General features: G+C 68.6%; 22 protein-coding genes and 2 tRNA genes. 16 read left to right on the top strand and 8 right to left on the bottom strand.

Translation table 11 applies throughout. The features are described 5' to 3' along the window. Positions 1 to 51: 51 nt before the first annotated feature. Complete coding sequence (locus ACZ6PY_RS27325; protein WP_466077052.1) at positions 52 to 888, bottom strand: HAD family hydrolase; 837 nt, start codon at positions 886 to 888, stop codon at positions 52 to 54. An 86-nt stretch (positions 889 to 974) separates the two neighbouring features. Here ACZ6PY_RS27325 and ACZ6PY_RS27320 point away from each other — a divergent pair, with 86 nt between their 5' ends. Then, the gene (locus ACZ6PY_RS27320) at positions 975 to 1334 is read left to right on the top strand and encodes a tyrosine-type recombinase/integrase (protein ID WP_466077049.1); all 360 of its coding nucleotides are present in this window, start codon (positions 975 to 977) and stop codon (positions 1332 to 1334) included. 331 nt (positions 1335 to 1665) lie between these two features. Here the strand turns inward: ACZ6PY_RS27320 and ACZ6PY_RS27315 are convergent, their stop codons facing one another. Then, complete coding sequence (locus tag ACZ6PY_RS27315; protein ID WP_466077045.1) at positions 1666 to 1803, bottom strand: hypothetical protein; 138 nt, start codon at positions 1801 to 1803, stop codon at positions 1666 to 1668. Positions 1804 to 2645: 842 nt separating this feature from the next. On the opposite strand from ACZ6PY_RS27315, the gene ACZ6PY_RS27310 reads away from it, so the two are divergent. Next, positions 2646 to 4304 carry a P-loop ATPase, Sll1717 family gene (locus tag ACZ6PY_RS27310; RefSeq protein WP_466077042.1) on the top strand — a complete coding sequence of 553 codons (1659 nt, stop codon included), beginning with the start codon at positions 2646 to 2648 and terminating at the stop codon, positions 4302 to 4304. Positions 4305 to 4683: 379 nt separating this feature from the next. On the opposite strand, the gene ACZ6PY_RS27305 is transcribed toward ACZ6PY_RS27310, so the two are convergent. Continuing rightward, positions 4684 to 8367 (bottom strand): YobI family P-loop NTPase, encoded by a 3684-nt coding sequence (locus ACZ6PY_RS27305; protein ID WP_466077037.1) that lies wholly within the window; start codon positions 8365 to 8367, stop codon positions 4684 to 4686. Between the two features lie 262 nt (positions 8368 to 8629). Here ACZ6PY_RS27305 and ACZ6PY_RS27300 point away from each other — a divergent pair, with 262 nt between their 5' ends. The 11 genes from ACZ6PY_RS27300 to ACZ6PY_RS27250 all read left to right on the top strand — a co-directional run bounded on the left by ACZ6PY_RS27300 (position 8630) and on the right by ACZ6PY_RS27250 (position 17919). Then, positions 8630 to 9511 carry a helix-turn-helix domain-containing protein gene (locus ACZ6PY_RS27300; RefSeq protein WP_466077034.1) on the top strand — a complete coding sequence of 294 codons (882 nt, stop codon included), beginning with the start codon at positions 8630 to 8632 and terminating at the stop codon, positions 9509 to 9511. Next, positions 9501 to 9716 carry a DUF397 domain-containing protein gene (locus ACZ6PY_RS27295; protein ID WP_466077031.1) on the top strand — a complete coding sequence of 72 codons (216 nt, stop codon included), beginning with the start codon at positions 9501 to 9503 and terminating at the stop codon, positions 9714 to 9716. The genes ACZ6PY_RS27300 and ACZ6PY_RS27295 overlap by 11 nt, the downstream gene beginning before the upstream one ends. An 11-nt stretch (positions 9717 to 9727) precedes the next feature. Continuing rightward, positions 9728 to 10942, top strand: a complete 1215-nt coding sequence (locus tag ACZ6PY_RS27290; RefSeq protein ID WP_466077028.1) for an MFS transporter — start codon at positions 9728 to 9730, stop codon at positions 10940 to 10942. 138 nt (positions 10943 to 11080) lie between these two features. Continuing rightward, complete coding sequence (locus tag ACZ6PY_RS27285) at positions 11081 to 11506, top strand: hypothetical protein (protein WP_466077025.1); 426 nt, start codon at positions 11081 to 11083, stop codon at positions 11504 to 11506. Positions 11507 to 11594: 88 nt separating this feature from the next. Further along, the gene (locus ACZ6PY_RS27280; protein ID WP_466077022.1) at positions 11595 to 12056 is read left to right on the top strand and encodes a hypothetical protein; all 462 of its coding nucleotides are present in this window, start codon (positions 11595 to 11597) and stop codon (positions 12054 to 12056) included. A gap of 3 nt (positions 12057 to 12059) precedes the next feature. Then, the gene (locus tag ACZ6PY_RS27275) at positions 12060 to 13490 is read left to right on the top strand and encodes an FtsK/SpoIIIE domain-containing protein (protein ID WP_466077019.1); all 1431 of its coding nucleotides are present in this window, start codon (positions 12060 to 12062) and stop codon (positions 13488 to 13490) included. After that, positions 13487 to 14134, top strand: coding sequence for a DUF2637 domain-containing protein (locus ACZ6PY_RS27270; RefSeq protein ID WP_466077016.1), 648 nt, complete (start codon positions 13487 to 13489; stop codon positions 14132 to 14134). Before ACZ6PY_RS27275 ends, ACZ6PY_RS27270 begins: the two co-directional genes overlap by 4 nt. Further along, the gene (locus tag ACZ6PY_RS27265) at positions 14131 to 14775 is read left to right on the top strand and encodes a GGDEF domain-containing protein (RefSeq protein WP_466077013.1); all 645 of its coding nucleotides are present in this window, start codon (positions 14131 to 14133) and stop codon (positions 14773 to 14775) included. Before ACZ6PY_RS27270 ends, ACZ6PY_RS27265 begins: the two co-directional genes overlap by 4 nt. Beyond that, positions 14772 to 16496, top strand: a complete 1725-nt coding sequence (locus tag ACZ6PY_RS27260; RefSeq protein ID WP_466077010.1) for a replication initiator — start codon at positions 14772 to 14774, stop codon at positions 16494 to 16496. The genes ACZ6PY_RS27265 and ACZ6PY_RS27260 overlap by 4 nt, the downstream gene beginning before the upstream one ends. Beyond that, on the top strand, positions 16493 to 16738 hold the full coding sequence (locus ACZ6PY_RS27255) for a helix-turn-helix domain-containing protein (protein ID WP_466077007.1): 246 nt from the start codon (positions 16493 to 16495) through the stop codon (positions 16736 to 16738). Before ACZ6PY_RS27260 ends, ACZ6PY_RS27255 begins: the two co-directional genes overlap by 4 nt. Beyond that, positions 16735 to 17919, top strand: a complete 1185-nt coding sequence (locus ACZ6PY_RS27250; protein ID WP_466077004.1) for a tyrosine-type recombinase/integrase — start codon at positions 16735 to 16737, stop codon at positions 17917 to 17919. The genes ACZ6PY_RS27255 and ACZ6PY_RS27250 overlap by 4 nt, the downstream gene beginning before the upstream one ends. Positions 17920 to 17992: 73 nt before the next feature. Here the strand turns inward: ACZ6PY_RS27250 and ACZ6PY_RS27245 are convergent. Beyond that, positions 17993 to 18065: transfer RNA gene (locus ACZ6PY_RS27245), tRNA-Arg, on the bottom strand. Between the two features lie 35 nt (positions 18066 to 18100). Continuing rightward, positions 18101 to 18191 (bottom strand) — tRNA-Ser (locus ACZ6PY_RS27240). A 133-nt stretch (positions 18192 to 18324) separates the two neighbouring features. Between ACZ6PY_RS27240 and ACZ6PY_RS27235 the strand changes: the two genes are divergently transcribed. Continuing rightward, on the top strand, positions 18325 to 19854 hold the full coding sequence (locus ACZ6PY_RS27235; protein ID WP_466077001.1) for a hypothetical protein: 1530 nt from the start codon (positions 18325 to 18327) through the stop codon (positions 19852 to 19854). Here ACZ6PY_RS27235 and ACZ6PY_RS27230 read toward each other — a convergent pair. Further along, complete coding sequence (locus ACZ6PY_RS27230) at positions 19815 to 20588, bottom strand: CPBP family intramembrane glutamic endopeptidase (protein WP_466076998.1); 774 nt, start codon at positions 20586 to 20588, stop codon at positions 19815 to 19817. The two genes, ACZ6PY_RS27235 and ACZ6PY_RS27230, sit on opposite strands and share 40 nt — an antisense overlap. A gap of 144 nt (positions 20589 to 20732) precedes the next feature. On the opposite strand from ACZ6PY_RS27230, the gene ACZ6PY_RS27225 reads away from it, so the two are divergent. Then, entirely contained in the window at positions 20733 to 21854 is a 1122-nt protein-coding gene (locus ACZ6PY_RS27225) for a globin domain-containing protein (RefSeq protein ID WP_466076995.1), read from the top strand. 120 nt (positions 21855 to 21974) lie between these two features. Here the strand turns inward: ACZ6PY_RS27225 and ACZ6PY_RS27220 are convergent, their stop codons facing one another. Beyond that, a complete protein-coding gene (locus tag ACZ6PY_RS27220; protein ID WP_466076992.1) occupies positions 21975 to 23504 on the bottom strand; it encodes a peptide deformylase in 1530 nt (509 codons plus the stop codon). A gap of 322 nt (positions 23505 to 23826) precedes the next feature. Here ACZ6PY_RS27220 and ACZ6PY_RS27215 point away from each other — a divergent pair, with 322 nt between their 5' ends. After that, positions 23827 to 24609 carry a hypothetical protein gene (locus ACZ6PY_RS27215; RefSeq protein WP_466077107.1) on the top strand — a complete coding sequence of 261 codons (783 nt, stop codon included), beginning with the start codon at positions 23827 to 23829 and terminating at the stop codon, positions 24607 to 24609. A gap of 22 nt (positions 24610 to 24631) precedes the next feature. On the opposite strand, the gene ACZ6PY_RS27210 is transcribed toward ACZ6PY_RS27215, so the two are convergent. Then, the gene (locus ACZ6PY_RS27210; protein ID WP_466076989.1) at positions 24632 to 26443 is read right to left on the bottom strand and encodes a hypothetical protein; all 1812 of its coding nucleotides are present in this window, start codon (positions 26441 to 26443) and stop codon (positions 24632 to 24634) included. Between the last annotated feature and the right edge of the window lie 162 nt (positions 26444 to 26605).

Genomic DNA, 26605 nt, shown 5'->3' with positions numbered 1-26605 from the left:
TGGCCTGCGGATGGCCCGGCCACATCGACTGCGGCGAGAGGCAGCAGAGCGTTAGGACGAACAGGTGCCACGGCTTTGGAGCTCCTTTGGCCAAGAGGATAGGGACCCCGTCGCCTCTCCAACGGCTGAGGACTGACCCCGGCACGACGATAAGTGGTCCGCCGCCCGACTCGACCCACGGCAGCTGGCTTTCCGGCTTGCGCTGCGCGCAAGGGCGGCCGCCAAGTCGCTCATGTCCGTGACGATCGCATCGGCACCAGCGGCGATTAGGCGTTCGGCCTTGCCGGGCTTGTTGGCGTATCCGATGCAGGGGACGCCAGCGGCGTGGGCGGCTTCGACGTCGGTTGTGGAATCGCCGACCAGGACGGCGGCGCTGGGTCGAACGTTGACGCCCTGGAGTGCTTGCAGGACCGGAATCGGGCTGGGTTTCATCAGTTCCGGGTGCTCGCCTCGTCCGACGATAGAGGCGAAGTACCGGGCGCGGTCGCGGCGTCCGAGGTAGGCGCTGATGGCTGCGGTGGAGTTGTTGCTGACGATGGCGAGGCCTCGCCCGGTGGCGACGCACGCCCTGACAACGTCGACGAAGCCGATCGTCGTCTCCGCGGTGGCTGCGGCTTCGACTTCGGCTGCCTCAAGGGCTGCGCTGATGGTGGCGACCAACTGGGGCGCGAAGGCGGTGGTCGCGCGAAGCAGTTCCAGCGGGTCGTCCTGGGCGCGCAGTTCGTCGGGCAGGTCGGCGCCATGGCTGACTATCAGCTCGCGCAGGTCTGCCGCAATGCTCGGCGCGGACTTGCCTGCGAAGACGCTGCAGATCGGCCCGTCGAAGTCGAGAAGGAGAGCCTCGGCCCGCTCCGCGATTTCGGTGAGGCGGTCGTGTGGCCGGGTCACGGCTGGTACTCGCGGGCGATGGTCGACCACATGGAGTCAAACCACGTTCGGGCCTGCTCCACGTATTGCGCCTCACGCCCCAGCTGGTGGAGCTGCTGCGCCGGCATCGGGCTCGGCAGGCTGAGGAACGGCTGGCAGCCGGCGAGGCTTGGCAGGATCACGGCCTGATCTTCCCGAGCGAGGTCGGCACACCGCTGGATCCGGACAACTTCTCCCATCGGCTCTCGGCGCTGTGCAAGCGTGCCGGGCTTGGGCACTGGCATCCGCATGAGCTCCGCCATTCCGGGGCCTCATTGATGCTGGCTCAGGGCACCCCGTTGCACGTGGTTGCGGAGGTTCTCGGACACACGTCAATTGCGATCACGAAGGACGTGTACGGGCATTTGATGGAGGGCGACCGCCGTTCGGCTGCGGAGGCCATGTCCCGTGCGCTGTTCGGGCGGTGAGGCGACCAGTGGCTCCCAGCGTGGCTCCCACAGCCGCACGGCACCCGCCGAGGACGGATACGAGAAAGCCCCCGACCTCGCCATTTCGGCTGGTCGGGGGCTTCTCCCTGCTTGTGCGCCCGAAGGGACTCGAACCCCTAACCTTCTGATCCGTAGCCTCGGCGGAGTCGTCTGGAACGGTCCGCCTGCGGCCTCAGCTGCTGGCTCTACGCCTACCGCCGTCCTTGGCGGTCTCGACCGGTCCGGCGGCGTTGCTGTCAATCGTTGCTGTCGGCCGTTGCGCGCCGCCGAACCGTCTGAGGTCATCGCTTCGGCGGGAAGCGGCAGTCCATCAGCCGCGGTAGTCCTCGAACTCCCACAGGCCAATCCGGCCGACCTTCTGAGCGAGCTCGACGCGGCCGGGCGCCTCGATGTTCCCGACCAGCTTGCGCAGGGCTGCCTCGACCGTCGTCGGCGAGAACTCTGCCACGAACAGCCAGTGCCGGCCCCATCAGGAAGGATTGCGTGGCCAACAGGTCGACCAGGGCGGCAGGGGTGCAGGCAGTGACCTGGTACTGCTCCTCGCCTGGCTCGCCGACGACACCGACATACACCTCGGCGAGCTGCACGGTCTTGACGGGATCGAAGGGCTGGCCAGATTCGAGGTCCGGGAACCGGACGTGCCGCACTTCCGCACGCATGGGAAGCAAGCTACCGCCTGGCCCGTCCCAACGACGTGTGCATTACGAGATCAAAATACCCGCCCCGCCGACCTGCGCAGATGGGCGTCTAGCAGCGGAAACGCTTCTCAAGATCTCCCACCACTCCCCCGCTGTCGGTCGGCCTCTTGCGGACTAGATGCGGACTGCGCGGGTCGGGCGGCACGGAGCGTCAGTTTGGAAGGACGAAGATCATCGCCCCGAGATGCCCGTAACGCCTGTTGCTGGTGAAGGAACCGGTGACGGTGCGTGCCCGTTCGCGCCCGTCTTGGGTACTGGCTACTGGCAGGTGGTTGGCACGTCGCAGCGACGGGCGTTGGTGGCAGGAAGAGTCATCGCCGCCCTGTGCTCCGTCCTAGACGCCTCCCAGACCGCCGGCGAAACCCACCGCCTGCCCCGTTCGGCCGTTGAGTTCTAGCCATTCATCGCGTGCAACAAATGACAGATAGACGACAGCAAAGGTCCTGTATCGGGGCGGTATGTCTATCTTTGTGGGCGTAAGGGGGTCACGACCACTGTACGAATGAACCTAAGCGCCTGATCGCCTCACGCCACGGCTTCAGAATGGCCGACTTCTGTTCTAGCCTTCTCGCCAGGCTGGGACGGAGGACCTATGGCGAAAGTGAAGCACAACACCGAATCTAAGCGGTATATCCACGGGAATCTCAACCTTGGAGGTGAGATCGCCGAGGCGGACGGCCTGCTCAATGACGCCTTCTATGAATCCTCCATCTACCGCTCGATCGTGTCGAGGGGCGGGGACGCTAAGTGCTTTGTTATTGGCAGGACCGGCAGTGGCAAGTCGGCGGCGTTGCAGCGAATAAGGGCCGACTGGCCTGAGCATGTAATCGAGATCAATCCGATTGACTTGTCCTTGCCCTACATCACGGATCTTGGAGTTGTCCGGCATCTCACAGCACTCAACGTCCACCTCGATTCGCTGTATAACGCGCTTTGGAAGCACGTGCTTCTAATTGAGATTATCAAGCATCGCTACAAAATTGATTCACCCGATGCCAAGCAGCGCTTTATCGATACGATCATGGATAAGATCAAGAGAGACAACAAGAAGAAGGCCGCCCTCGAATATCTAGAAGAGTTTGAGGGCAAGTTCTGGTGCGAGACGGACGAGCGCGTCCGCGACATTACCAACAAGTTCGAGAGCCAGTTCAAGGCCGCAGCGGGCGGGAAGCTGGGCGTTAAGCCGATCGACTTTAGTGTTAGCTCCGACGATACCAACACGACCTCCTCTGAGGAGCGGGTTGAATTAGTGAGGAGATTCCAGCGAGTCGTCAATGAGACACAGCTCCCTCGACTCAACACCATGATGAACGTTCTTAATGACGAAATCTTAGAATCGTCACAGCATTACACCTACGTCCTCATCGACGACCTGGACAAGGACTGGGCTGACGACAAGGTCAAGAACGACCTAATTCGGAACCTGTTCCAAGTGGTCTTCGATTTGAAGCGGGTTGCTAATCTCAAGGTAATCGTCGCACTAAGAACAAATATCTTCGAAACCCTTGACTTTGGACGCGGAGGGGGTCAAGGGGAGAAGTTTCGGGCGCTGTCAATGCGCGTCAGATGGTCCGCTAATGAGCTCGAAGCCATGCTCGATGAGCGGGCGCGCGTCGCGGCGGACAGGCGCAACCTAGACGGGGTCTCCGGCATCAAGAGCCTGCTCCCAAATTACAATCAGACACGGGGAAAAGCTCTCGAATTCGTGCTGGATCGGACGTTGATGCGCCCCCGGGATGCTATTGCTTTCCTGAACGAGGCGTTTATGCTCGCAGGGAACAAGCAACGGCTGAGCTGGGAGGACCTCAAGGACGCTGAAGGGTCTTACTCGCGGAACCGCCTCTTGGCTCTTCGGGACGAGTGGGATCCAACCTTCACCGGTATCGACCGGGTCTTGAACAGGTTCAGGCAGGCGCCGGCCGTAATGAGCAAGGAAACAATTACGAAGTACTTCGACAACTGCTTTGAACTCCTAGCCGACTATAAGTTCAATGGGGTGCAGTGGCTGACTGAGGTTAGCGAGCCCTTCTGGAACGGGACCCCCGCAGATGACTGGGCTGACGGATACCACCTGATGGTGAAGCTACTCTTCGATATTGGATTCCTTGGTGTTGTTTCGGACAGCGCGAGGAAGGCGATATACGGATACGACTATCCTGAATATGCGGATAGCGTCGCAAACATTCGTCACGCAGATGGTTTCGTCATCCATCCCGCCTTCCGCCCGGCGCTGGATGTCCGGCCTTCCTGAAGCAGCAAGCTGCCGACGATAACCTCCCTGCCATCCCGTCTGCCGCCGACCCACACACCGTGGAGCGGGCCAGGGCCAGGGCGACAAGGTGGAGCGCCCTACCGGACGAACGACCTTGTCGCCCTGGCCCTGGTCTGCTCGGCTTGCCTGGGTCGGTGGCTGGCGGGATGGCGCCCCACTACCCCACGAACCGGAACCGTCCGGCAACTCCATCTCGGAGTCGTCTGGCCCCCGCCGGAGGCAAAGCTCTTTATCGGCCGGCGCGCCGGCCGATGCCGGCGCTTGCGCCGCCAGCAGGCCGAGCGCGCCGGGCGCGGCCCGCTTGCGGGCCGCCTTGATCCTTTAGAGGCCAATTCGGCAGTACCGGGGCTCCTTGAGGTCACCGCCTCATGTTCACCCGGAGGCTCGACTTGCCACGCTCCGGCTTGAACGTGGAAACGATTCCTCCAGTCTGAAGGCGACCGAGGATAGCCCGGTGCGCCCGGGTGTCCTCAAGTCGCGCCTGACGGTTGCCCCTGTCCGCAATCGTGGCGTAATCGCCGCCCATGTTCCGCAGGGTCTGGCGGAGCTCTTCGAGGGGGATATCTTCCCCCGCAGCCGCCAGGAGTCCCGCGACCGTCACCTGGCGAGCGCCGCCCTCGCGCAACAGTTCGATTTGATCGGCTCGCAGTGGCGAGCCCGAACGCAACGCGTAGGCGCCCATCGCCTCGTGGGCAGCGAGAGGCGCCTCGGCTGCGAACTCGTCAAGTGCCTCAAGGATTGCGTTCTTGATTTCGTCGGCGACCTTCGAGCTCTGCATCAACTCGGCGATGTGTTTAGCTTGCAGTGTCTGCGGACCAATGACTTGAACGTAGTTGCCCGATCGAGTAATCGCATGCTCCAGTGTGGGCCAGTCAACCATGAGTCGAGAGCCGAAGGTCTCCTCGTCGTCGCGGACTAAGCCTCTCTCGATGAGAAGAGCGATCAGCTCGCCGGGCTCGGGGTTGATGGACGACGCCTCAAGTGGTCCTGGTTGCAGGGAACCCGCGAGCTGCACCCGCATAGCGGGGTCGGGCAGTTGCTGCCGCGCATTTACGATGGTCGTGGCAAGTTCGCGCCTGGCGTCGAGTTCATGGCCGTCTGACTCCGATACATCGCCTGCCGCCGCGAGCAACGTCGCGAGCTGCTTATCGATGCCGCCTGCCCAATCGACGTAAGCAGTCACGTTGGCGAAGGAGGGTGGAACGCGGCCTGTCTCTACGAGCGCGGGCCAGGCATCCTCTGGAGCGTCGACGAGGTTATCGAGCGTGCATTCAGGGCTTGCGCCGTGTACAAGTGTGTCGAAGTCGTGCTTCCTAAGCCGTGCGACGTCCTGCAGCACTTCGACAAACATCGCAGACGACTCGATGGTCCAGCGCGTCCCTTGGGACTCGCGGTTTGACTGGAGGTAGGCGTCAAAGTGGCCCAGTACATGACCATAGATATTGCGATCGCCCTTGGCGAGGTGGTCGAGTGCGATGTTGTCAGTCTCAGCGAGCACCTCAAGGTTCTGAGCGGTGATGGTGTACGCAGACGTCTTGATCAGTGCCGCATGTGCTGCCGCTGACAGCCCAAGAACTTTCGGGATGACTGCGCCGGCGTCGGCGATGAACTGGATAGCGCCGCGGGCAGCGTCGCTGTAACGCTCATCCCGAAGCGACGGGAAATCGAAATATGCAGCTTCAAAGAAGGCACGCACCTTGTCCGAATGCTCGTACTCCGTGCTGTCGGCCCGGCGAGTAAGAGCGACATCGACGAGCCGGCTTCGCTCGGCTCGCCCGAGGGTTGTTTCACCGATCAGGTAGGTGAAGATGCCGGGCAGAACCGGGGTGAGCTGCTGTACGAGAGCGGCCTTTGCCGCGCCAGCGCGTAGGTAGTGGTCGACGAACGCGCGCTCGCCAGGCCCCCAGTCGCCGAGGCGTCTCACGACAACCTTTGCTCGATCCGCATCTTCCTTTAGCAGGTAATTAAGGATGGAGACGTTATACATGCTGCGGTCACCGAGCACGCCGACGCCGCGGTCACGGAGGATCGCGTTGACGTCCTCGCCGTCGAGGGCATAGTCGGCGTCCGAGGTGCCGCGGTCGACGTTGCGCATCAGGTAGGTCATCGCGTCAGGCCGGATCAACTCGCCGTAGAAGGACGAGACGTGGAGAGAGAAGTAGGACGTGATGTACCCCTGCACTACCAGATCGGCAACGAGCCGGGATGGAAGGATCTGGTCGATCAACTGGCGGAAGGTCATCGCAGGTCCGACGTCCGCGGCCTTGTACGTGAACTCCGGGCGGCCGACGAGATCATGCCACGTGTGGTGTCGAAGGAACTCGGAGTCACGCTCAATCCGCCCGAGGACGCCTCGATCAGCGGTCACTGAGCCCGCGACCCAGTCGGCCAAATCGAGTTGGAGGCCAAGGAAGTCACTCAGCAGTGGAATCGAGAAGTGCATTTCACGCTGGTAGGCATGTGCATCGCGAACCCGTACCACAATCGAGCCCTCACCCTGCAGCAGATCGCGCCAGAACTGCGGGGTCCGGAGTTCCGTAGGATCGATGACTCGACCATCGACATATACTTGCTCGTTCACGATGAAGATATGATCCGGCTTCGACGCGCGGGCGAGGGCTGCGACTCGCGCCTCCAGCGTCGCTGCCAACTCGCCGGCCCTCTCCTCGGCCGCCTCGTCGCGTTCGATCCGATCCTGAAGCCTGATGGACTCATCGCGGAGGCGCTGAAGGTTTGTACTGACCAGCGCACGCCAGACGTCGTATAGCTTGTCCAATGAACTCTCGCCAAGCCGGATCGCTTCGAAGTCGGCCATGTGGATGTTCTTGAATATGACCATCGCGAGGAGGCGCTCGTTGTCAAGGTGCGGCACCGGTGTAGCGACGTCGATGAGCTGGTGCTTGAAGACCTCGTACTCGTTGACGATGTTGTGGATGAGCCGCATGTCGGCGATATGGCGTGCAGCGAGATCAACGAGATCCTTGGGGATCGAGTGTCCGCGCTCTTTAAGGAGCCTGTGCATGTGGTCACGGGCGTTCTTGTGGGTGATGAACGGCACGACAGGTACTACCAGGTCAAAGAACTTGGTCCGGTTGGCGCGGATGAGTTCTGCCTTGGCCTCATCGGTGATTCCGGCGCTCTCGTCGCGCCCTAGCTTCTCAAAGATGCTGTCGCGAAGGGCATAGATGAACCTGATCCTGCGGCCCTTAAGCTGCTTCGCCGTGTTTAGCAGGCTGTTGAGAGATCGTAATGTCTCGAAGATGAGGGGGTCGTCGAAGCGGTCGAGATCCTCCAGGATGACGATATCGCGCTGGTTGGTCTCGAAAAGGTAGACAATCTCGTCCAGGTACTCATCGAAGTAGCTGGACGAGCGGGGTGGGAGCGTGATGCTGGCAGGCCCTGCCGTGACTTGCTCAATCCTCAGCCTGTCATGCAACAAAAGACGCACCAAGTAGACGGCTAGGGCGAGGATGGCTGCGAGCGCGAGGTAGACAAGCGGAGTGCGCAACCAGTCGGGGCGGCCGATCGGATCGGCCCCCGTCACTTTGATGACGGGCCGGTCCAGCCCTGTGGCTACCATGAGGGTAACGAAAATCAGAGCAAGACAAAGAGCGAGCCCGAACTCGCGCCAACGGGGGAACCGGCTGATTCGCCGGAAGCGTGACTCAGGGGCATCTGAGGGCAACTGCTGGTAAAGGAGCTGCTTAACGATTTCCTTTTGGATGCGATTCGTCTTCGTTGTCGAGACGGGATTTCCCTCATCACCGAGTTCCACAGGCGCGGGCTGCACGCCCAGCGTTGACAGCGACACCTCGATGACCCTCTTGGGATAAGCCTTGGCGACAGTACGCAGGATGCTGCTCTTCCCCGTGCCGTATGTGCCGGTCAGCGCGATGTTGAGTACGTCGCTTTGTTCGTCGATAGCCCGCTTGAGTATCGCGACGTAGATACCGTGCTCTTCCTTATCGACCTTGGGGGCCAAGCTATCCAGTTTCGGACCGTGATCCGTAGTTGCTTTGGCTGCTGCCCCTCGATCGCTCATGGCCGAGATGCTAGTACCGCGATGGTCCTTTGCGATGTCGCCGGTCGGCGTGAGGACAGCACCGTCGACGACGCGTGAGGCATTGGCCGGGGCGCAGCCAACCGGTGGACTGGCTCGATGGCCAGTGGTAGCGGTCGGCATGCCCGTCTAGCCGGCCGGGACCGACGTCCGGCCGTCAAGCCGGACTTGACGCCTGCGATGAGAGTCGGCCTGCTGAACCTTAGACTGTGCGTCGTATGCATGACTGCATGACGGAGGCGCTATGGCTGGCCCGATTCACCGCGAACGCGTTGCCGCTGAACTGCAGCGCATCCGCGAGGGTGTAGGCGCATCTGGCGAAGAGGTTGCCGCCGCCCTTGGCTGGTCTCAGTCAAAGGTGTCGCGCATCGAGAATGCCCGCATAGCAGTGAGCACGCGTGATCTTGCGACCCTGCTTCACTACTACGGGGTCCCAGAGGAGGTCCGCGCCGAGTTGCTGGCCATGACTGCCGATGATGAGGGCATCGGTGGTGCATGGCTCGTGCGGGCTGGCGGCGTGACTCGGCGCCAGGGCGAGGTGGCGGCGATCGAGACTCGCGTCCGGTCGATCCAGCAGTACTACCCGCTGATGGTCCCCGGCCAGTTGCAGTCGCCGGAGTACGCCCTGGCGTACACCCGCAGCGGCGGATGGCCGAACCCGGAGGCGATCGTGGCCCGGCGGATGAGGCGGCAAGAGCTGCTTCACTCTGGCAACGCGCCAGCCTATGCCGCGCTCCTCGACGCCCGAGCCTTCCTTGCATGGCCCGGAAGCCGTGACGTAGTCCTTTCGCAGCTGGCATACCTGCGGACCCGAGCGGAGCTGCCGAATGTGACGGTGCGGATCATTCCGCTGGGAATGGACCGCACGGCCTCAGCGATGGTGCCGTTCACGCTGTACGACTTCCGCAATGAGTCCAGTCCTCGCGTCGTGTACGTGGAGTCTCAGACGGCCGACCTCTACCTGTCGGCACCGGCAGACGTCGAGGCCTACTCCGGTGTTTTCGATGCCCTGTCCGCTGATGCTCTGCCCCCCGAGGATTCCATCGCACACCTTGCGTCACTGGCCCGTTACATCGAGGATTTGAAAGACTTCGATCAACTGACGGGAGGCCGTAGTGAGTCCTGACTTCAGCCGGGCCAGGTGGCGCAAGAGTTCCGCCAGCGACAGCGGTGGCTGCGTCGAGGTTGCGTACGTCGACGGAATGATCGGTGTTCGGGACACCAAGCAGGCGGGTGCCGGCCCGATGCTCACCTTCACTGAGCGGGAGTGGACCGCCTTCCTGGAAGGCGCTGCGCTCGGCGAGTTCACCCTCGATGAACTGAAGCGCTGAGAGGTGGCTGCATGTCCGCGGTGACCGACCGCCCGGTAGCAGCGTCGCCAAAGCGAGGCTTAGGGCTCCTGCTGGCCTCAACCGGCGTCTCGGTCACCGGGGACGGCATGCTGTTGGCCGCCGCTCCCCTAATGGCGGCGGCGCTGTCTCGCGATCCGCTGGCGGTCGCCTCTGTATCGGCGGCCGGCTACGCCGCCTGGCTCCTCGTCGGCCTGCCTGCCGGTGCGCTGGTCGACCGGTGGAACAGGCGAACCGTCATGGTCGCGTCCGACCTCGGCCGCGCGGCCGTGCTGCTCGCCTTCGTCCTCCTGGTCGTGAGCGACAACGCCACCATCGCAGGCCTCGCCATCACGGTCTTCCTCGTCGGCCTCGGTTCCTGCTTCTTCGATCCTGCGGCCCAAGCCGTGATTCCGACGATCGTCGGGCGCGACAAAGAGCGACTCTCAAAGGCCAACGGCCGGCTTTGGGCGATTGATACCTTCGGCCGCTCGCTCGCTGGCCCACCCGCCGGTGCGGCCACATTCGCCGCCGCCCGAGTTCTGCCCTTCGGTCTTGATGCCGGCTCATTTCTGCTGTCGGCCGCCCTCGTGAGCCGGCTACCCGCACCCCCGGCAAAGCCGGCCATGCAGCACGCACCGATGCTGCGCTCCATCAAAGCGGGCATGGCTCACCTGGTACGACACCCCGAACTGCGCACGGTCACGCTGGGGATGGCCTCCTACAACCTCGGCTACAACATCGCCTTCGCGACGCTGGTCCTTTACGCCCAAGACGTGCTCAACCTCGACACAGTCGGGTTCGGTTTGCTGATCGCGAGCGGCGCCCTCGGCGGCATCGCCGGCGGATGGCTCGCTCCTCGCATTGCCGCCGTTCTCTCGGCACGTTCGGCCTACGCGCTCACTCTCGGCGTGCAAGCCGCCGCGTGGATCGCCGTGCTACTCGCCGCCGACCCGTGGGTTACTGGTGTCGCGTTGCTGTTCGTTGGCATCGCCTCGACGACAGGCAGCGTCGTCGGCGGCTCTACCCGCCAGCTGCACACGCCCGACGAGATGCTCGGCCGCGTCGTTTCCTCCACACGCCTCTTCGGCATCGGCTCCGCGGCTCTCGGATCCGTCCTCGGTGGCGTCGCCGCAGACGCTAACGGCCTCGGCGCCCCCTTCATCGCCGCAGCCGGTTTGCTCGCTCTCGCCTCGCTGGCGTTCGCGGCTCTGCCCCCCGCTCGCTAGGCACTCCCTCCACCCCGCCGACAGAACCGCTTGCCCAGCTCTATGCACGCATGCATACTGTCCTCAGTGGTCTTATGCAGATGTGCATAAGACGTGTGAGCGGCAGATCGCTGGTCGCGAGAAGAAGGAGGCAGGGGCGTGGCTGTCCCGAACACGATCAAGGTTCCGGTTCCGTTCGAGTACGTGTTCCCGCAGGGCGCGCTGTGCCTGGGTGTGGAGCCGGTGACGGACTTCGACAAGCGCGGTCAGGGCGACGATCAGGCCCGTGACAAGGACACGGGCGAGCGCCTGTGGGTGGTCAAGGTTCTGGACCTCGACCCGGAGGCCGGGAAGTTCGGCGGGTCGAAGGAGGTCAAGGTGAAGATCGCCGCGCCGGTGCAGCCGGTGCCGCCGGCGTCGAAGATCCCGGGCTATCCGCCGGCGGTGGAGTTCTCCGACGTGACGTTGACGCCGTATGTGGATTCGCAGCGGTGCAAGGGGTCGGGGAAGTGCCGGGCGCGTCAGGCCTGGTCGATCCGCGCCGGGGCGATGACCGAAGCCGCCGCGATCAAGCAGGCGGCCTGACCAGATCTGGACGTGCGGGGCGGGCCTCATCCGCCAAGACCAAGCCCGCCCCGCGCTCTAGCCGTTCCTCTTGGAAGGAGTTGGGCTGATGCCCACGCTAGCTGACGCTGCCCGGATCGCCGGGAACCCGCGCCTCGCCCCCTACCGTCGCACCCACCGCCGCACGGTCATGCGCCTTGCCGGCCCCGGTATCCGGGCCGCCCGTGAGGTCTACACCACCGTCCCCGCCGATGCCGTACGCGTCGCCGCGCTGGTGGAGATCTCGGCCGCCGCTGCTGCTCTGGCGCGGACGGTGGTGAAGCTGCGTCACCTCGACCCGGACCTGATCGCCGCGCACGTCTCCGACCGCACCGACCTGCGCGCGGTGCTCGGTCGTGGCCGGTGGCTGCCGACCATGACGCGGCATGTTCCCGCCCCGCTGGCCGGGCCGGTCAACCTGGCCGCCCTGATGCCGCCCCGGACGCCAGTCCGCCGTCGGATGATCCGCCGTCGTCCCGGCTCGCCCGGTCAGGGCTCCCTCTTCGCCGCTGCGGCGGCAGGGGAGGGCTGAGCCATGCCGCTGGTCAACGTGATCCGGGGGGAGCGGCTCGATCCTGCCCCGATCAACGTCCGTACCCCGTTCATCCGCATCCCGCTCTGGCTCGCGCTCTCGTGGTGGACCCTCAAGGCCCTCGGCCGCCTGGTCCTGGTGCTGGTGCGCTTCTGGTACGTCACCGCCCCGGCGGTGTTCTTCGGCTGGCTGTATCTGCGGTTCGGGTGGGTCGGCCCGCTCGGCGTCGTCGCCCTGGTCACCGTCGTCTCGACCGGCTGGGCCTTCGGACACCGGTCGTCGTTCCTGCGGTTTGGGTGGTGGCCGATCCTCGCCCGATTCCGGCGTTGGCTGTACCGGCGCAACTGGCACGCCGCGATGGTCACCGCCAAGCTGGCTGTCTCGTTCGACTCGCACACGGTCCTGCCGGTGCTACGGAAGGTCTCCTGCTCGGCCGGGGTCGATGTGGTGACGGTGCGGATGGTCACCGGCCAGATCCCCGACGACTTCGCCCGCGTCGCCGAGAGGTTGGCGCACACGTTCGGCGTCCGGCAGGTCAAAGCGGCGCCCGGCTCGCGGCCGGATGTGGTGCTGCTGCACCTATTCCGCGGTGACCCCCTCGCCAAGCTCGTTCGCCCGCTCCCGGTACCGGCGGTGCCCGAGTTCGCCGCCCTGCCGGTCGGTCGCAGGGAGGACGGCGACGGATACGAGCTGCGCCTGTTCGGCACACAGGTTCTCGTCGTCGGGGCCACCGGGGCGGGGAAGGGCTCGGTCATCTGGTCCTTCGTTCGCTCCCTCGCCAACGGGGTCACCTCCGGGCTCGTGCAGCTGTGGGGCCTGGACCCGAAAGGCGGCATGGAGTTGGGCATGGGTGCGCCGATGTTCGCCCGGTTCGCTCGCAAGGACTACGCCGCGATGTGTGAGCTGATCGAGGAAGCCGCCAGCGTCGCCAAGGAGCGTGCCGGGAAGCTCTACGGCCGGACACGCCAGCACACGCCGACGCCGGATGAGCCGCTGATCGTCGTCGTCATTGACGAGCTGGCGAACCTGACGGCGTACCTGACTGACCGGCAGTTGAAGGACCGGATCAAGGCCGCGCTGTCGATCCTGCTGTCGCAGGGTCGGGCGGTCGGGGTGCACGTCCTGGCCGCGATCCAGGACCCGCGCAAGGAGGTCCTGCCGTTCCGCGACCTGTTCCCGACCCGCATCGGTCTGCGGCTGGCGGAAGCGGCTCAGGTGGACCTGGTGCTCGGTGAGGGGATGCGGGACCGGGGCGCGCTCTGCGACCGCATCCCCCAGTCCCAGCCGGGTGTCGGGTTCGTGGTCATCGACGGTGACCCGACGCCGATGCGGGTCCGGTTCTCCTACCTCAGCGATGACGAGATCCGCGACATGGCCCACACCTACGGCCGTCTGCGGGTCATCGACGGTGAAGTCCTGGACGGTGCCGCATGAAACCTCACCCCACCGCGACCCGCGCCGACCGTGCTGAGGGCCTGGTCCTGGTCGTCATCCTGCTCCTGGTCGCTGGCTTCGCGGGCGCCGCGTCGTTCACCCACGTCAAGGACTGGACCCTCGACAACTCGCCCCCGGGGACCGGGGCGTGGTTCGGCTGGGCCAATGCCGTCATCTCCGAATTCGTCCCTGTCGCCGCGCTGCTCACCATCCGCCGCCGACGCCGGGCGGGCGCTCCGATCGGGTACCCGATGTTCCTGCTCGTCGCCGCCGTCGCCCTGTCCCTGGCCGCGCAGCTCGCCGTGGCCAAGCCTGGTCTGTCCGGGTGGCTGCTGTCGGCCGTGCCAGCGCTGGCGTTCATGGGCCTGTCCAAGCTCGTCCTCACCACGGCCCCGGTCCCCGTGCCGGACGACGAACCCGCCGCCGCACCGGCCGTCATCCCGCCGGCCGTCGTTCCGCCGGCCCGACCGGTCGCGCCGCCCGCCCCCGCGGTCGAGCCGGCTCCGCCCGCCCCGGCGCCGGAACCCGTCGCCCTGGTCCCGCCCGCTCCGACCCTGCCCGCTCCGGCTCCGGTTGTTCCGGTGCCGTCGACCGCGTTCGTCCGCCGTAACGGCACCCCGCTGACTCGGGAGGTGACTCGATGACCGACGACCTGCTCTCCGGCTTCCTCTTCGCTGCTGGCCTCGCCCTGTTCGCCCGGGATCAGTACCGGCTCTACGTCGCCCGCTACGAGCTGGTCGCCCTGCAACGCGCCACCCTCCGCGACCCGCTCACCGGCCTCGCCAACCGCGCCGGGCTCGCCGACGCCTGGACCCAACTCGCCCCACTGCGGCCGTGGGTTGCCGTGGTGGACCTGGACGGCTTCAAGCCGGTCAACGACACCCACGGCCACGCCGCCGGGGACTTGGTCCTCACCGCCGTCGCGCAACGCCTGCGGTCGGTCCAGGGCATCGCGGCCCGGCTCGGCGGGGACGAGTTCGCCGCCCTTTTGCTCGATCCGAACCCGGCTCGGGCTGCCCGCCAGCTCGCCGCCGCGATCGCCGCTCCCGTCCGCCTGCCCTCCGGTGTGTCGGTGTCAGTGACCGCCAGCATCGGCCTCGCCCCGGCCAGCCCGTCCGGCCTCGCCGCTGCCCTGGCCGACGCCGACGCGGCCATGTACCGAGCCAAAACCACACGGGCCGGCGTCGTCGCGTTCGATCCGCTGCGGGACGACCACGCCACCGCCGACCCGCGTCCCGCCCTCCGTGTCCGCGACCTGACCCCGGCTGTGGGGGTGGGCCGATGACTATCACCCCGCTGCCCGGCCTCGCCCCCTCTCCGGCGGAGGGTCCGAGACCGGGCTCCCGGGCGGCCCGGATGCTCATGCCCCGCTCCGTCAACGTCGTGGCCGACCTCGCGGCGGACTACGGCGTCTGCACCCGCCCCGTCTCCCTGCGCCGCACCGACCTCGGCTCGGGGCAGACCGAGGTGATCGACATGCCGTGCGGCGCCACGCAGGAGGCCAAGTGCCCGGCCTGCGCCACCCGCGCTCGGAAGCTGCGGCAGCAACAGATCCGCGAGGGATGGCACCGCGACGACGAACCCGACCCCGGCCCACTGCCCGCCACCGACGCCCAACGCGGGCTGATCGTCGCCCGCGCTCACCTGGAATTCGCCCGGGATGAGGCGGCCCGCGCGTCGCAGTGGGATCAGGTCGCGGACCTGGATGACGCGATCGGTGAGCTGGAAGGCCAGATCACTACCGAAGGGCTCCGGGGTCGCCCTGCTCCGCCGCACACCAGCGAGGACCAGGAGGACGGCGACGGGAAGCGGCGGGTGCGGTCGACCAAGCGGCGGCAGGATGCCCCGGACCTGCCCCGGCTGCCGGTGGAGAGCCGGACGGTCGGGCGGACCTTCGAGGGGCACGGCGGGCAGGTGTTCCGGCCGTCGATGTTCCTGACCCTCACCCTCGGCTCCTACGGCCGCGTCAACTCCGACGGCACCCCGGTCGACCCGGACGCCTACGACTACCGGCGCGCGGCCTGGGATGCCGTGCACTTCCCCCGGCTCCTCGATCGGTTTTGGCAGAACCTGCGCCGCGCCGTGGGCTGGAACGTCCAGTACGCGGGTGCGGTCGAGCCGCAACGCCGGCTGGCCCCTCACGCGCACTTCGCCATCCGGGGCACCATCCCCCGCGCCCTGATCCGCCAGGTCGCCGCCGCCACTTACCACCAGGTGTGGTGGCCCTCGGTCGATCAGCGGGTCTACGAACCCGGACGGGCGCCGCAATGGAACCCGGACGCGGGCGGCTACACCGACCCGGCGACCGGCGAGCTGCTGCCGTCGTGGGATGACGCCCTAGACCTGGTCGACGTCGACCCCGACGCCGAACCGGTGCACGTCGTTCGTTTCGGTGTCCAGGTCGACGCCAAGGGCGTGCTCGCTGGCACCAAGGACGCGGACAGGTGCGTCGGGTACATCACCAAGTACCTGACCAAGCAGGCCGCCGACTGCCACCAGGTGACCACCGGCCGCCAGCGTGCCCACCTGGAACGGCTCTGGCAGGAGCTACGCCACACGCCCTGCTCCGAGCGGTGCGCGAACTGGCTGCTCTACGGCGTCCAGCCCAAGAAGGCCCGGCCCGGACTCAAGCCGGGGAACTGCAAGAACAAGGTCCACAAGCGGGAAACCCTCGGCATCGGCGGCCGACGCGTCCTCATCTCCCGCCAGTGGTCCGGCAAGACCCTGGCCGACCACCGCGCCGACCGGCGCGACTGGGTCAAGGCACTGCTCGGCGTCACCACCGACGCCGACACCGCCCCCGCCGGCTCCGACGCAGTGCGGCACGCCTGGGAACTCGCCAAACCCACCGACCCGGACGTGCCACCTCTCGGCCACCGGGTCCTGCGGGCCATCTCAGAACGCATCCAATGGCGGGCACAACTCGACGCCGCGAGACGGGCCGCCGCCGACCCTCCCGACGTTTCGGCAACTTCTCTCGACGCTCAGGACCAGGAGGAACGGTGACCATCTCGGAGGTACGTCCGTTGCCCGCGCGGCTGTGGGAGCTGCCGGCCGATGACCTGCCGCCGCTGTTGCTCCGCCCGGAGCAGGTGGCTCGGGTCCTGAACGTCGGCCGGTCCAAGGTCTTCGACCTGATCCGCTCGGGTCAGCTGCGGTCGGTTAAGGCCGGCGGTTCGCGCCGGATCTCGGCAACTGCCTTGCGGGAGTACGTGGCTCGCCTGGAAGCCGGGGAGGACGACAGATGAATAAGGGTGAGCAGCCGCCGGCCGAACGGAAGCCGCGGCGGTCCAAGCGGGGCAATGGTGAGGGCTCGATCTACCTGCGCAAGGACGGCCGGTGGACGGCGGCGTATTTCGTGCCGAAGCCGGGCGGTGGTGAGTCGCGCCGGTACGTGTACGGCAGGTCGCCGGAGGAGGTGGAGACGAAGCTTGTCGAGATCCGTAAGCAGGTCCGGGCAGGGGCTCCCTTGGCTCCCGCTGGCCTGACGGTCGCTCGTTACCTCGGAGAGTGGATGGAGCAGGTAGCGGCCCCTCGGGTGCGGCCGAACACTGCCCGGTCATATCGGGACCTGATCGCAAAGCACCTCGTGCCAAGGCTCGGACGGAAGCGCCTGGGCCAGCTGGGCGCCCGCGACGTTCGGCAATTCCTCGCCGCGCTCGCGGCTGACGGTGTGGGCGAGCGGACGGCCCAGCTGGCGCATGCGGTGCTGCGGGCGGCGTTGGAAGATGCCATGCGGGAGGAGATCATCCCGCGCAACGTGGCGAAGCTGGTGCGGGCACCTCGGCCAGCGAAGCAGGAGCGGGAGCCGTTGACGGTCCAGCAGGTGCGGGCGCTGCTGAACTCAACCCGGGACCACCGGCTGCACGCGCTGTTCGTCGTGTTCGCGGTGCTCGGTCTTCGCCGGAGCGAAGCGCTCGGGCTGCGGTGGGACGACGTGGACCTGGAGGCGGGCGTCCTGCGGGTGCGGCGCAGCCTGCATCGCGTCGACGGGCAACTGGCGACCTTCCCGACGAAGACGCAGCGGTCGGCCCGCGCGGTGCCGCTGCCCGGGCTCGTGGTGCGTGCGCTGCGGGGTCACCGGCAGGGCCAGGAGGCGGAACGGCTGGCGCTCGGGGCGAAGTGGCCGAGTCTCGGCTATGTCTTCACCACCCCGGTCGGCACGCCGCTGGATCCGCGCAACTGCACTCGCCTCGTCCAGTACCAGTGCGCGGCGGCCGGGTTGCCGGCGATCCGGCTGCATGATCTGCGGCACGGCTGCGTCTCGGTTCTGCTGGCCCTGGGCGTGCCGCCCCGCACGGTGATGGACATCGTGGGGCACAGCACGTTGGAGATGACCATGACGGTCTACGGTCATGTGAGCCTGGATGACAAGCGGGCGGCGCTGGATCAGCTGGGCGGCCTGCTCGATGACGGGGCTCCGGAATGAGGTTGCTGTCACCGGTTGCTGTCAGGGCCGGTCGCAAGCGACCGGCCCTGTGCGTTTTCCCTGTTCACTATTGTGCGCCCGAAGGGACTCGAACCCCTAACCTTCTGATCCGTAGTCAGATGCTCTATCCATTGAGCTACGGGCGCTTGCTGCTCGGCCAGTCTACACACCGGCTTTCGCGCGGAGACTCCGGGATTCGAACCCGGGAGGGGCTTTAAGACCCCAACCGCATTAGCAGTGCGGCGCCATAGACCAGACTAGGCGAAGTCTCCCAGGTGGCCCGGAGACCACCGCGCCCGAGGATACAGGCCCGCACCCACCGGGGGCAAAGCGACTACCGGGAAGCGCCCGCCCCCTGCGTTTTCGTCGTGTGCGGCGTCACGCTCGGGTCTACGCTCCATCGATATGCAGGAGCAGCCGCCGAGCGATCAGCCCCGTCGCGAGCCCGCCGCCAAGGGTCGGCGGAGCCGCTCCCCCCGCCCGACCTTCACCCCGCCGCCCGCGCCCGAGCCCGCTCCGGCCGAGGTGGCGGACGACACACCGCCGCGGCCCCGGCGGGCCACGGCGGCACCGACGGTCCTGTTCCAGCCACCGGACCCGGCGCAGGCCGCCGCCCCGGCCGCCGCTGAGGTGCCGGCGGCTCCACGCCCGCGACCGTCCGTCGACGTCGCCGCCCCCGATGCCGGTACGCCGGCCGTCGCGCCACCGCCGGCCGCCGCTCCCGCCGACGAGCCGGTGATCGAGGAGCCGCCGAAGCGGACCCGCCGTGCCCCGGCCGCGAAGAAGGCCACGCCGCCGAAGAAGGCCACCCCGGCCGCGCGGAAGTCCGCGGCAGCGCCCACGGCTCCGGCGGAGCCCGCAACCACGGCACCCACGGGGACCGACGCCGCCGGAACGGCCGGGTCCGAGCCGGGGGCGGCCGAGCCGGCCGCGACGCCGGCGGGGACGGTGACGCCGGCGCGCACCGGACGGGCACGGAAGGGCACCAAGGCGCCGGCGAAGCGCGCACCCGCTCGTCGGGGAACCACCGCCGGCACGGAGGCCGCCGAGCCCACCCTTGCCCAAGCCGCTACCGAAACTCCTGCGGAGAACGATCCGGCGGGAACCACCGCGCAGCTCCCGCCCGAGCAGGACGCCGCGCAGGTCCCGGCCGAACCGACCGCCCCGCAGCGCGACCAACCGGCACCGCCAGCCGAGGTCGAGCTGGCCGGAACCGGGTCCGCTGCCGGGACGGCCCCGGCGCCGGTTCGGGTGGAACGGCGCGAAGCCGGGCCGGGCTGGCGTGCGGTCGGTGCGCGCGTACTCGAACATCCGGGCTTCGCGCCGGAGCTGCTGGCCCTCGCGGCGGTGGAGGCCCTCGGGCCGCGCGCCGCGGACTGGGTGGACCGGACCCGCGACGCCTACCCGGACGCCGGCGCCGACGGGCTGGCCCGGCTGGTGACCCGGCGGTTCGTCCGGCTGGCCGGGACGGGTGGCGCGCTCGCGGCGGGCGCCGGGCTGTTCGCGCCGGTGGCGGAGCTCACCGCGGTGCTGTGGACGCAGGCCAACCTGGTGCTGCACCTGGCCGCCGTCTACGGCCGGGATCCGGCGCATCCCGACCGGGTGGTCGAGCTGCTGGTGCTGACCCAGGTGCACCCGGACGCCGGCACGGCCCGCGCCGCGCTGGACGGGGTGCGCTCGGCCGGTGCTCCGGTGGAGGGGTCGTGGTCCCGGGCGGCCGAGGCGGCGTGGCGGCTGGCCACTCCGCTGGCCGCGCAGGCCGCGGGCTGGCTGGGCCTGCGGCTGGCCGCGCGGCTGCTTCCCGGCGCGGCGGCGCTCGCCGCGGCGACGGGCGACGCGAGCGCCACCGAGCGCCTGGCCGCCCGGGCGACCAGTCTCTACCGCCCGGCCCGCCGTCAGAGCCAGCCGAACCAGGACTTCGGCAGGAGGGCGTAGCCGACGAAGGCGACCACGTCGAGCAGGGTGTGCGCGACGATCAGCGGCCCCACCCGCCGGGTACGCAGGTAGAACAGGCCGAAGATCACGCCCATCACGGCGTTGCCGAGGAACGCGCCGAAGCCCTGGTAGAGGTGGTAGGAACCGCGCAGCAGGGCACTCGCCGCGAGCACGGTGGCGAGCCGCCACCGGAGCTGTCGCAGCCGGGTGACCAGGTAGCCGACCACGATCACCTCCTCCAGCACGGCGTTCTGCACGGCGGCCAGGATCAGCACCGGCACCGCCCACCAGAGGGGCGGCAGCGCGGCCGGGACGAGGGTGGCGTTGATGCCGAGCTGGGCGGCCGCCCAGAACAGGGCCAGCCCGGGGAGGCCGATCAGCGCGGCCAGGCCGGCGCCGCGGGCCAGGTCCGACCCGGGCTGGGTGAGGTCGGCGCCGAGCGTCCGCGCCGGGTCGCCGGGGTCGCGCGCCAGCAGGTGTACGGCGAGCAGCACCGGCAGCAGCGCGAAGAGGATCCCGAGGAGCTGGTACGTCAGGTCGAGGTAGGGCCGGGCCGACACGGAGGTGTTCAGCGAGGCGGTCTGCTTCGACAGCCCGCCCGTGGCGGTCAGCTTGGCGACCAGCGAGACCAGGGCGTACACGGCCGACTGGCCGAGGGAGAGGCCGAGCACGAGCAGCGTCTCGGTGCCCAGGGTCCGGCGGGAGACCGGGCGGGTGAGCTCGTCAACCGTCACCGGACCACTGTGCCGCACCCGGGGGGCGGGCGGCACGTCCCGGCCGCCAGGTGAGCCGATCGCACATTCTGTGCGACCGGCCGGCACGCTCCGTGGAGATTCTGTGGGGGCCGATCCGCCCGCCAGGAGAAGGAGCGTGCCCCTGTGGAGAACTTCGCGCGGTTGCTGAAGGAGAGCTGGACCCTCGTCGAGGAGGACCGGGAGCGGCTCAGCGGTCACTTCTACGCCCGGCTGTTCCTCCTCGACCCGGCGCTGCGCATGCTCTTCCCGGTGCAGATGAACGGTCAGGGCGACCGGATCCTGGAGGCGATCGTCACCGCCACCCAGACGGTGGACGACCCGGAGAGCTTCGACGAGTACCTGCGCGCGCTGGGCCGGGACCACCGGAAGTTCCATGTCGAGGCGAGCCACTACGAGACCATGGGTGTCGCCCTGCTGGACGCGCTGCGCAGCACCGCCGGCGACGGCTGGAACCTGGAGTACGACCAGGCGTGGCGGGAGGCGTACGCCAGCATCAGCGAGCGGATGCTGGCCGGCGCGGCGTCCGACGACAACCCGCCGTTCTGGCACGCCGAGGTGCTCACCCACGAGCGGCACGGCCCGGACACCGCGGTGCTGACGGTCCGCGCCCTCCAGCACCCGATGACCTGGCAGGCCGGCCAGTACGTGAGTGTCGAGACGCCCCGCCACCACCCGCGGGTGTGGCGGACGTACTCGGTGGCGAACGCCCCGAACGAGGACAACGTCCTGGAGTTCCACGTGCGGACGCCGGCCGGGGCGGCGGGCTGGGTGTCCGGGGCGCTGGTCCGCCGGACCAGGCCGGGTGACCTGCTACGGGTTGCCGCGCCGATGGGCTCGATGACCCTGGACCGGGCCTCGACCCGGGACATCCTCTGCGTGGCGGGCGGGGTCGGGCTGGCCCCGATCAAGGCGCTGGTGGAGGAGTTGACCCGGGTCAACCGGACCCGCTGGGTGCACGTCTTCTACGGGGCCCGCAAGCCGGCGGAGCTGTACGGGCTGCCCGGCCTGGAGAAGCTGGTGGCGGCCCATCCCTGGCTGTCGGTGACCACGGCGTGCAGCGACGACCCGGACTTCGACGGCGAACTGGGTGACATCTCGGAGGTCGTCACCCGGTACGGCCCGTGGACCACGCACGACTGCTACGTCTCCGGCTCGGCCCCGATGGTCCGGGCGACCCTGCGCGCGCTGGCCGCGGACGACGTGCCGCCGGACAACATCCGCTACGACACCTTCGGCAACCTGTAGACCTTGTTCCCCCCGAGCCGGGTCGCGTGCCCCTGCCCCCTGGGGCACGCGACCCGGCCCCCCGTTCACCGGTACGCGGGTCGGGCCGGCAACCGGCCCGCGTACCGGAGTCCGTGCGGGTCAGTAGCGCCAGGGGTTGCCGCTCTCCCGGTATTCCTCGACGGGCACCAGAGGCACGCCGGGGGCCATCCGGTCGGCGTAGAGGCGGCCCTCCAGGTGGTCGATCTCGTGGGCGACCAGCCGCGCCATCGCGTACTCGAAGGACGTGATGACGCGGCTGCCGTCCCACTGGGCGTGCTCGACGTCGATCCGCAGCGGTCGGGGCACCAGGCCCCGGTGGTCGAAGAAGGAGAGGCACCCCTCGTACTGCTCGTCGGTGTCGGGGGAGCTGTCCACCACCCGGGGGTTGAGCAGCACGACGGGTTCGGCCGCCCGGTCGGCGGGGCGGACCAGGGCGGCGGCCCAGCCGAGCCCGAGCTGCGGCGCGGCGATGCCCACGCCCTTGCTGAAGGGGTGCAGTTCGTCGAGGCGGACCAGCAGGCCGGACAGCCGGTCGACCACGTCCCGCGCGAGTTGTTCCTCGCGTGGCAGGTCGAACGGTCGGGCCTGCTGGCGGAGCAGGTCGTCGCCGCGCTGCACGATGCCGATGGCGCGCATCCGGTCGCTGGCCCGGATCCGGGTGTCGGGGGCCGGCCCCTCGGGCTCGACGTCCGGCGGCTGGCTGCGGAACCGCCACTGCATCCGGTAGCGGGCGTTCAGCGGCGGGTCGTCGGTCGCCCATTCGAAGATCGCGCGGCCGCCCTCGTCGGTGCGCTGGATCGGGGTACGCAGCGGCCCCTCCTCGGCGGAGAGGGAGGTCTCGGCGCCCCACACCTTGGGGTCGAGGTCCGCGGGGAGGTCGAGGCGGACGCCGAGGTGCCGGGTGGGCAGGCGTACGGCCCGCTGGAACCAGGGACCCCACTTGTCCCGCCCGACCCGGTACGCGTACTCGATGGTGACCCGGTCGCCGGGGTAGAGCGGGAAGCGCCCCTCGCCGTTCTCGAACAGCAGCCAGATCTCCTTGAACGCGTCGCGGTCGTGCTTGGCCCGCCAGTGCATCGGTTCCCGCGCGCCCCCGTCGTCCCGGTAGGCGGTGAGTTGCAGCTCGGCGAAGGTCAGCGGGTGCTCGCGGTGGTGCCGGTTGGAGCGGCCGGGGTCGTTGGGGTAGCGGTCGACGGCGACCCGGACGAGGTAGCGGGTGACCGGCTCGGTGCCCGCGTTGTACAGCTCGCGCCGGATGGCGCAGTGGTAGCCGTCGTCGTAGTGGGTGAGGGTGGCGGTCTCGCGCTCGACGACCAGCCCGGTGCCGGGCGGTAGCCACTGGCCGGGCACGGGCGGGTCCCGGTGCGGACCGCCGGAGCGGCTGTGCCGCAGCTCGTCGTACTCCCGGAAGCGCTGCCAGATCGCGCCGCTGGCCTCCAGCACGGCCTCGGCGCGGCGGGCGAAGTCCTCGGTGGGCCGGTGCCGGCGCCCCTCGACGTGGCTGACGTACGACGGGTCGAAGCCCATCAGTGTCGCCAACTGCTTCTTGGACAGCCCTCGGCCGGTGCGGTGCCGGGCGAGTTCGGCCGCGAACGAGTCGGCGGCACGCTCGATCGGTGAGGTCGTCATCAGCTTCCTCGTACGCGGGAGGACCATTTTCACGTTAAGTGGCCGAACGTGTACGGAAACTGCCTCGTATTCGACACTCACCTTGACAATTCAGCGGCATCCGTCGATGCTTGCGCGGCCCGCCGCCCCGCTCGGCGGCGTTTTCCGCCCACGTCGCCGGGTAGTACGCGATGGGCGACGGAGTGACCGGGACCTCTCCCCGGAGCCCACCGGACCACTTCCCCTCCACCGGGAGCTGTGGTTAGGCTAGCCTTAGTCCGAGTCGGCGGGAGCCGGCGGCCGGTGCGGCGACCAGACAGGGGACGACCAGGTGACTGCGGTGATGCCGGGGCGGAACGTCGCCACCCCGTTCGCCCCGGTCACGGCGACCCTGCGGGCCATGTTCGGCACCGACGACCTGCCCGGTCTCGCGCCGGGCCTGCTGGTCACCGACGGCGCGCCCCGCTGGATCCCGGCCACCCGGCTGGTCGACGGCACCCTGCTCCCCGAGTTCCTCCGGGCGGCGGGCCGGCGCTGGGGTGGCACCCCGCACGCCTGCGCCGCGCTGGCCTGGAAGTCCTACAGCTACTGGACGGCGCTGCCGGCCGTGCTCGGCTGGGCCTCGGCCCGGCGGGTCCCGCTGCTCGACCCGGCCGACGTGCTGGTCCACTTCGAGGACCATCACCAGCTGCTCACCCTGGGCCTGCGCAGCTCCACCACTGTCGCGGTGCTCCCCGGCGACCCGCTGGCGCTGGCCGGCGACCCGCACGTCCGGGTGGTCGCCGACGAGGCCGCGCTTCTCGACGCGCTGCGCGCCACGCTGCTCGACGCCCACTTCGCCCCGCTGATCACGGCCATCCAGGACGAGGTCCGGATCGGCACCCGTACCCTGCTCGGCTCGGTCGCATCCGGCATCGCGCACGGCATCCTGCGGGCCTCGGACGCGCTGCCCGGCTCCTCCACCGCGACCATCGGCACGCTGCTCGACGCGCTCGACCTGAGCGACCTGGTCGAGCTGGTGCCCGGCCCGGCGGGCGAGCCGACCGTGCAGCGGCGCACCTGCTGCCTGGCCTTCACCCTGCCCCGGCCGAAGATCTGCCAGGGCTGCTGCGTCCGCCAGTCCTGACCCGGCGGGCCCTCCGGGCCGCTCAGTCGACCAGGGGCCGCACGTCCCAGAGCCAGACCCCGCCGGTGAACGTCGGCGTGATCCCGGTCAACTCGGTCATCCCCCGGTACAGCGACCCGGCCTGCCGCAGCCGCGGGTCGAGCACCACCGCGCCCGCCCGCCAGTACCGCAGGTCGTCCACGGCGGCCACCCGGTCCTGCGGCGTGATCGGCGGCACCGCGTCGGTCTGCCGGATGGTGGTGAAGAAGGTGCTGGTGGGGCGGGGCGGGGCGGTGAAGAGCGCGACCCGGCCGGCGCCGGGCCGGGTGTCCGGATAGAGGAAGTAGCCGCGGGCCAGCGGCATGTCCAGCCGGGTCTCGGCGGACCAGCGCAGCGGGACGGCGTACGTGGTGTCGGGCAGCGGGAGCGTGACGATGCTGCGCCCGCCGGCCACGTAGGGCCGCCAGGCGCCGGAGGTGACGAAGGTCGGGGTGGGGTCGAGGCGTACCGACGGCAGCGGGGTGGGCAGGAGGGGCAGCAGCGCCATGGTGAGCACCGTGGCGGTGGCGAACCGGATCCGGCCCCGGGCGGCCGGGTGCCGCCGGGCCAGCCGCCGGATGTGCTCGGCACCGAGCGCGAGCAGGACGCCGACGATCGGGGTGAGCGCCAGGGACCACCGGGTGGGCACCACCGAGTGCAGGATCGGCAGGTGCTCCAGCGCCGCCCAGGGGCCCGGGATGCCGGTGTCCCGCCCGTCGAAGCGGATCTCCCGGCCGAGTGAGAACAGCACGAAGACCGCGCCGACGGCGGCCAGGCCGAGCACCACGACGTTGCGGCGCAGCCACCAGACCAGCGCGACCGTCAGCACGGCGAGCGGCCAGCCGAAGAAGGCGTTCTCCTCGGTGGCGTTCTTGGCCAGCCAGACGCTGCCCCGCGCGTCGCCGGCGAGGGACTCCCGGGACCAGGCGACGTAGGAGGCCAGGTCGGTGCGGTAGCCCCGGATCAGCGTGGAGAGCCCCTGGTAGGCGCCGGGCCCGAAGAACTGCACGGAGAGCGGGTACGCCAGCAGCACCCCGGAGAGCACGGCGGCCACCGCGAGCCCGGCCGCGAAGGGCCGGGCGGCCGCACGCAGTTCGGGCCGGCCGAGGGCGAGCGCCAGCACCACGACGCCCAGGCCGATCGCGGTCATCAGCAGGATCTCCAGGTTGAGGAAGGCCTGCCAGACGATCAGCAGACCGAGCAGCAGCCCGTTGCGCAGCCAGCGGCCCGGCTCGGCCAGGCGCAGCGTCCGCCAGACGATCAGCGGCACCACGAACTGGCTGACGATGTTGGGGTGGGCGTTCGCGTGGGAGACCATGGCCGGCGCGAAGGCGCAGAAACCGGCGCCCAGCCAGGCCGGACCGCGGGCGCCGATCAGCACCCGGGAGAGGACGAAATACCAGGCCGCGCCGGTGGCGGCCATTCCGAGGGTGAGAAAGAGCAGGAACGACCAGCGCGGCCCGAACAAGACGGTGATCGGCGTCATTGGCAATGAAATGGATAATACGGACGTATTGGCCATCAAATTGACGCCGTCCGGCACATTCATCCGGTCCGAGGTGAACGGATAGGCGAAATCGGTCACGACCCGCGCACCGTGGGCCATCATCCACTCGAACTGCGCCTGATCGGTGCGGTTGTCCCGGACCCCGTTGGCCGGGTCCAGCCAGAGGCGAGCGGTGATCCAGAAGGCGAGCAGCACGAAACTGAGCACGGCGACGACGTCGACCCACCTGCCCTGCCCCGGTCGTCCGCCCTCGTCGGGCCCGTCCTCGGCGGCACCACCCCGGGCGGCGTCCGATTCAGGAGTAGTCATGACAATTCAGAGCGTAGTCAGGGTATGGCAGGGCCGTGACATGTTTCTGGGTACTGGCGTACTATGTGCCGGGTTCGCCGACCGCCGATCACGTGCCCACCCCCGACCACAATTCGGCCACCCCCGGTGCCCCGATTCCCCCGCCGTCCATCCGGATGGTTG

The organism is Micromonospora sp. NPDC048907, assembly GCF_055586885.1.
Note: the sequence above shows the minus strand (reverse complement) of the source record. Positions and strands in the feature narration are given on the sequence as shown.

Excerpts from the sequence above, each read along its gene's own strand:
- ACZ6PY_RS27310 (WP_466077042.1), top strand. The coding sequence starts at position 2,646 with ATGGCGAAAGTGAAGCACAACACCGAATCTAAGCGGTATATCCACGGG.
- ACZ6PY_RS27220 (WP_466076992.1), bottom strand. The coding sequence starts at position 23,504 with ATGACGACCTCACCGATCGAGCGTGCCGCCGACTCGTTCGCGGCCGAA.
- ACZ6PY_RS27305 (WP_466077037.1), bottom strand. The coding sequence starts at position 8,367 with ATGAGCGATCGAGGGGCAGCAGCCAAAGCAACTACGGATCACGGTCCG.
- ACZ6PY_RS27270 (WP_466077016.1), top strand. The coding sequence starts at position 13,487 with ATGAAACCTCACCCCACCGCGACCCGCGCCGACCGTGCTGAGGGCCTG.
- ACZ6PY_RS27280 (WP_466077022.1), top strand. The coding sequence starts at position 11,595 with ATGCCCACGCTAGCTGACGCTGCCCGGATCGCCGGGAACCCGCGCCTC.
- ACZ6PY_RS27265 (WP_466077013.1), top strand. The coding sequence starts at position 14,131 with ATGACCGACGACCTGCTCTCCGGCTTCCTCTTCGCTGCTGGCCTCGCC.
- ACZ6PY_RS27260 (WP_466077010.1), top strand. The coding sequence starts at position 14,772 with ATGACTATCACCCCGCTGCCCGGCCTCGCCCCCTCTCCGGCGGAGGGT.
- ACZ6PY_RS27215 (WP_466077107.1), top strand. The coding sequence starts at position 23,827 with ATGCCGGGGCGGAACGTCGCCACCCCGTTCGCCCCGGTCACGGCGACC.
- ACZ6PY_RS27290 (WP_466077028.1), top strand. The coding sequence starts at position 9,728 with ATGTCCGCGGTGACCGACCGCCCGGTAGCAGCGTCGCCAAAGCGAGGC.
- ACZ6PY_RS27235 (WP_466077001.1), top strand. The coding sequence starts at position 18,325 with ATGCAGGAGCAGCCGCCGAGCGATCAGCCCCGTCGCGAGCCCGCCGCC.
- ACZ6PY_RS27275 (WP_466077019.1), top strand. The coding sequence starts at position 12,060 with ATGCCGCTGGTCAACGTGATCCGGGGGGAGCGGCTCGATCCTGCCCCG.
- ACZ6PY_RS27300 (WP_466077034.1), top strand. The coding sequence starts at position 8,630 with ATGGCTGGCCCGATTCACCGCGAACGCGTTGCCGCTGAACTGCAGCGC.
- ACZ6PY_RS27250 (WP_466077004.1), top strand. The coding sequence starts at position 16,735 with ATGAATAAGGGTGAGCAGCCGCCGGCCGAACGGAAGCCGCGGCGGTCC.
- ACZ6PY_RS27210 (WP_466076989.1), bottom strand. The coding sequence starts at position 26,443 with ATGACTACTCCTGAATCGGACGCCGCCCGGGGTGGTGCCGCCGAGGAC.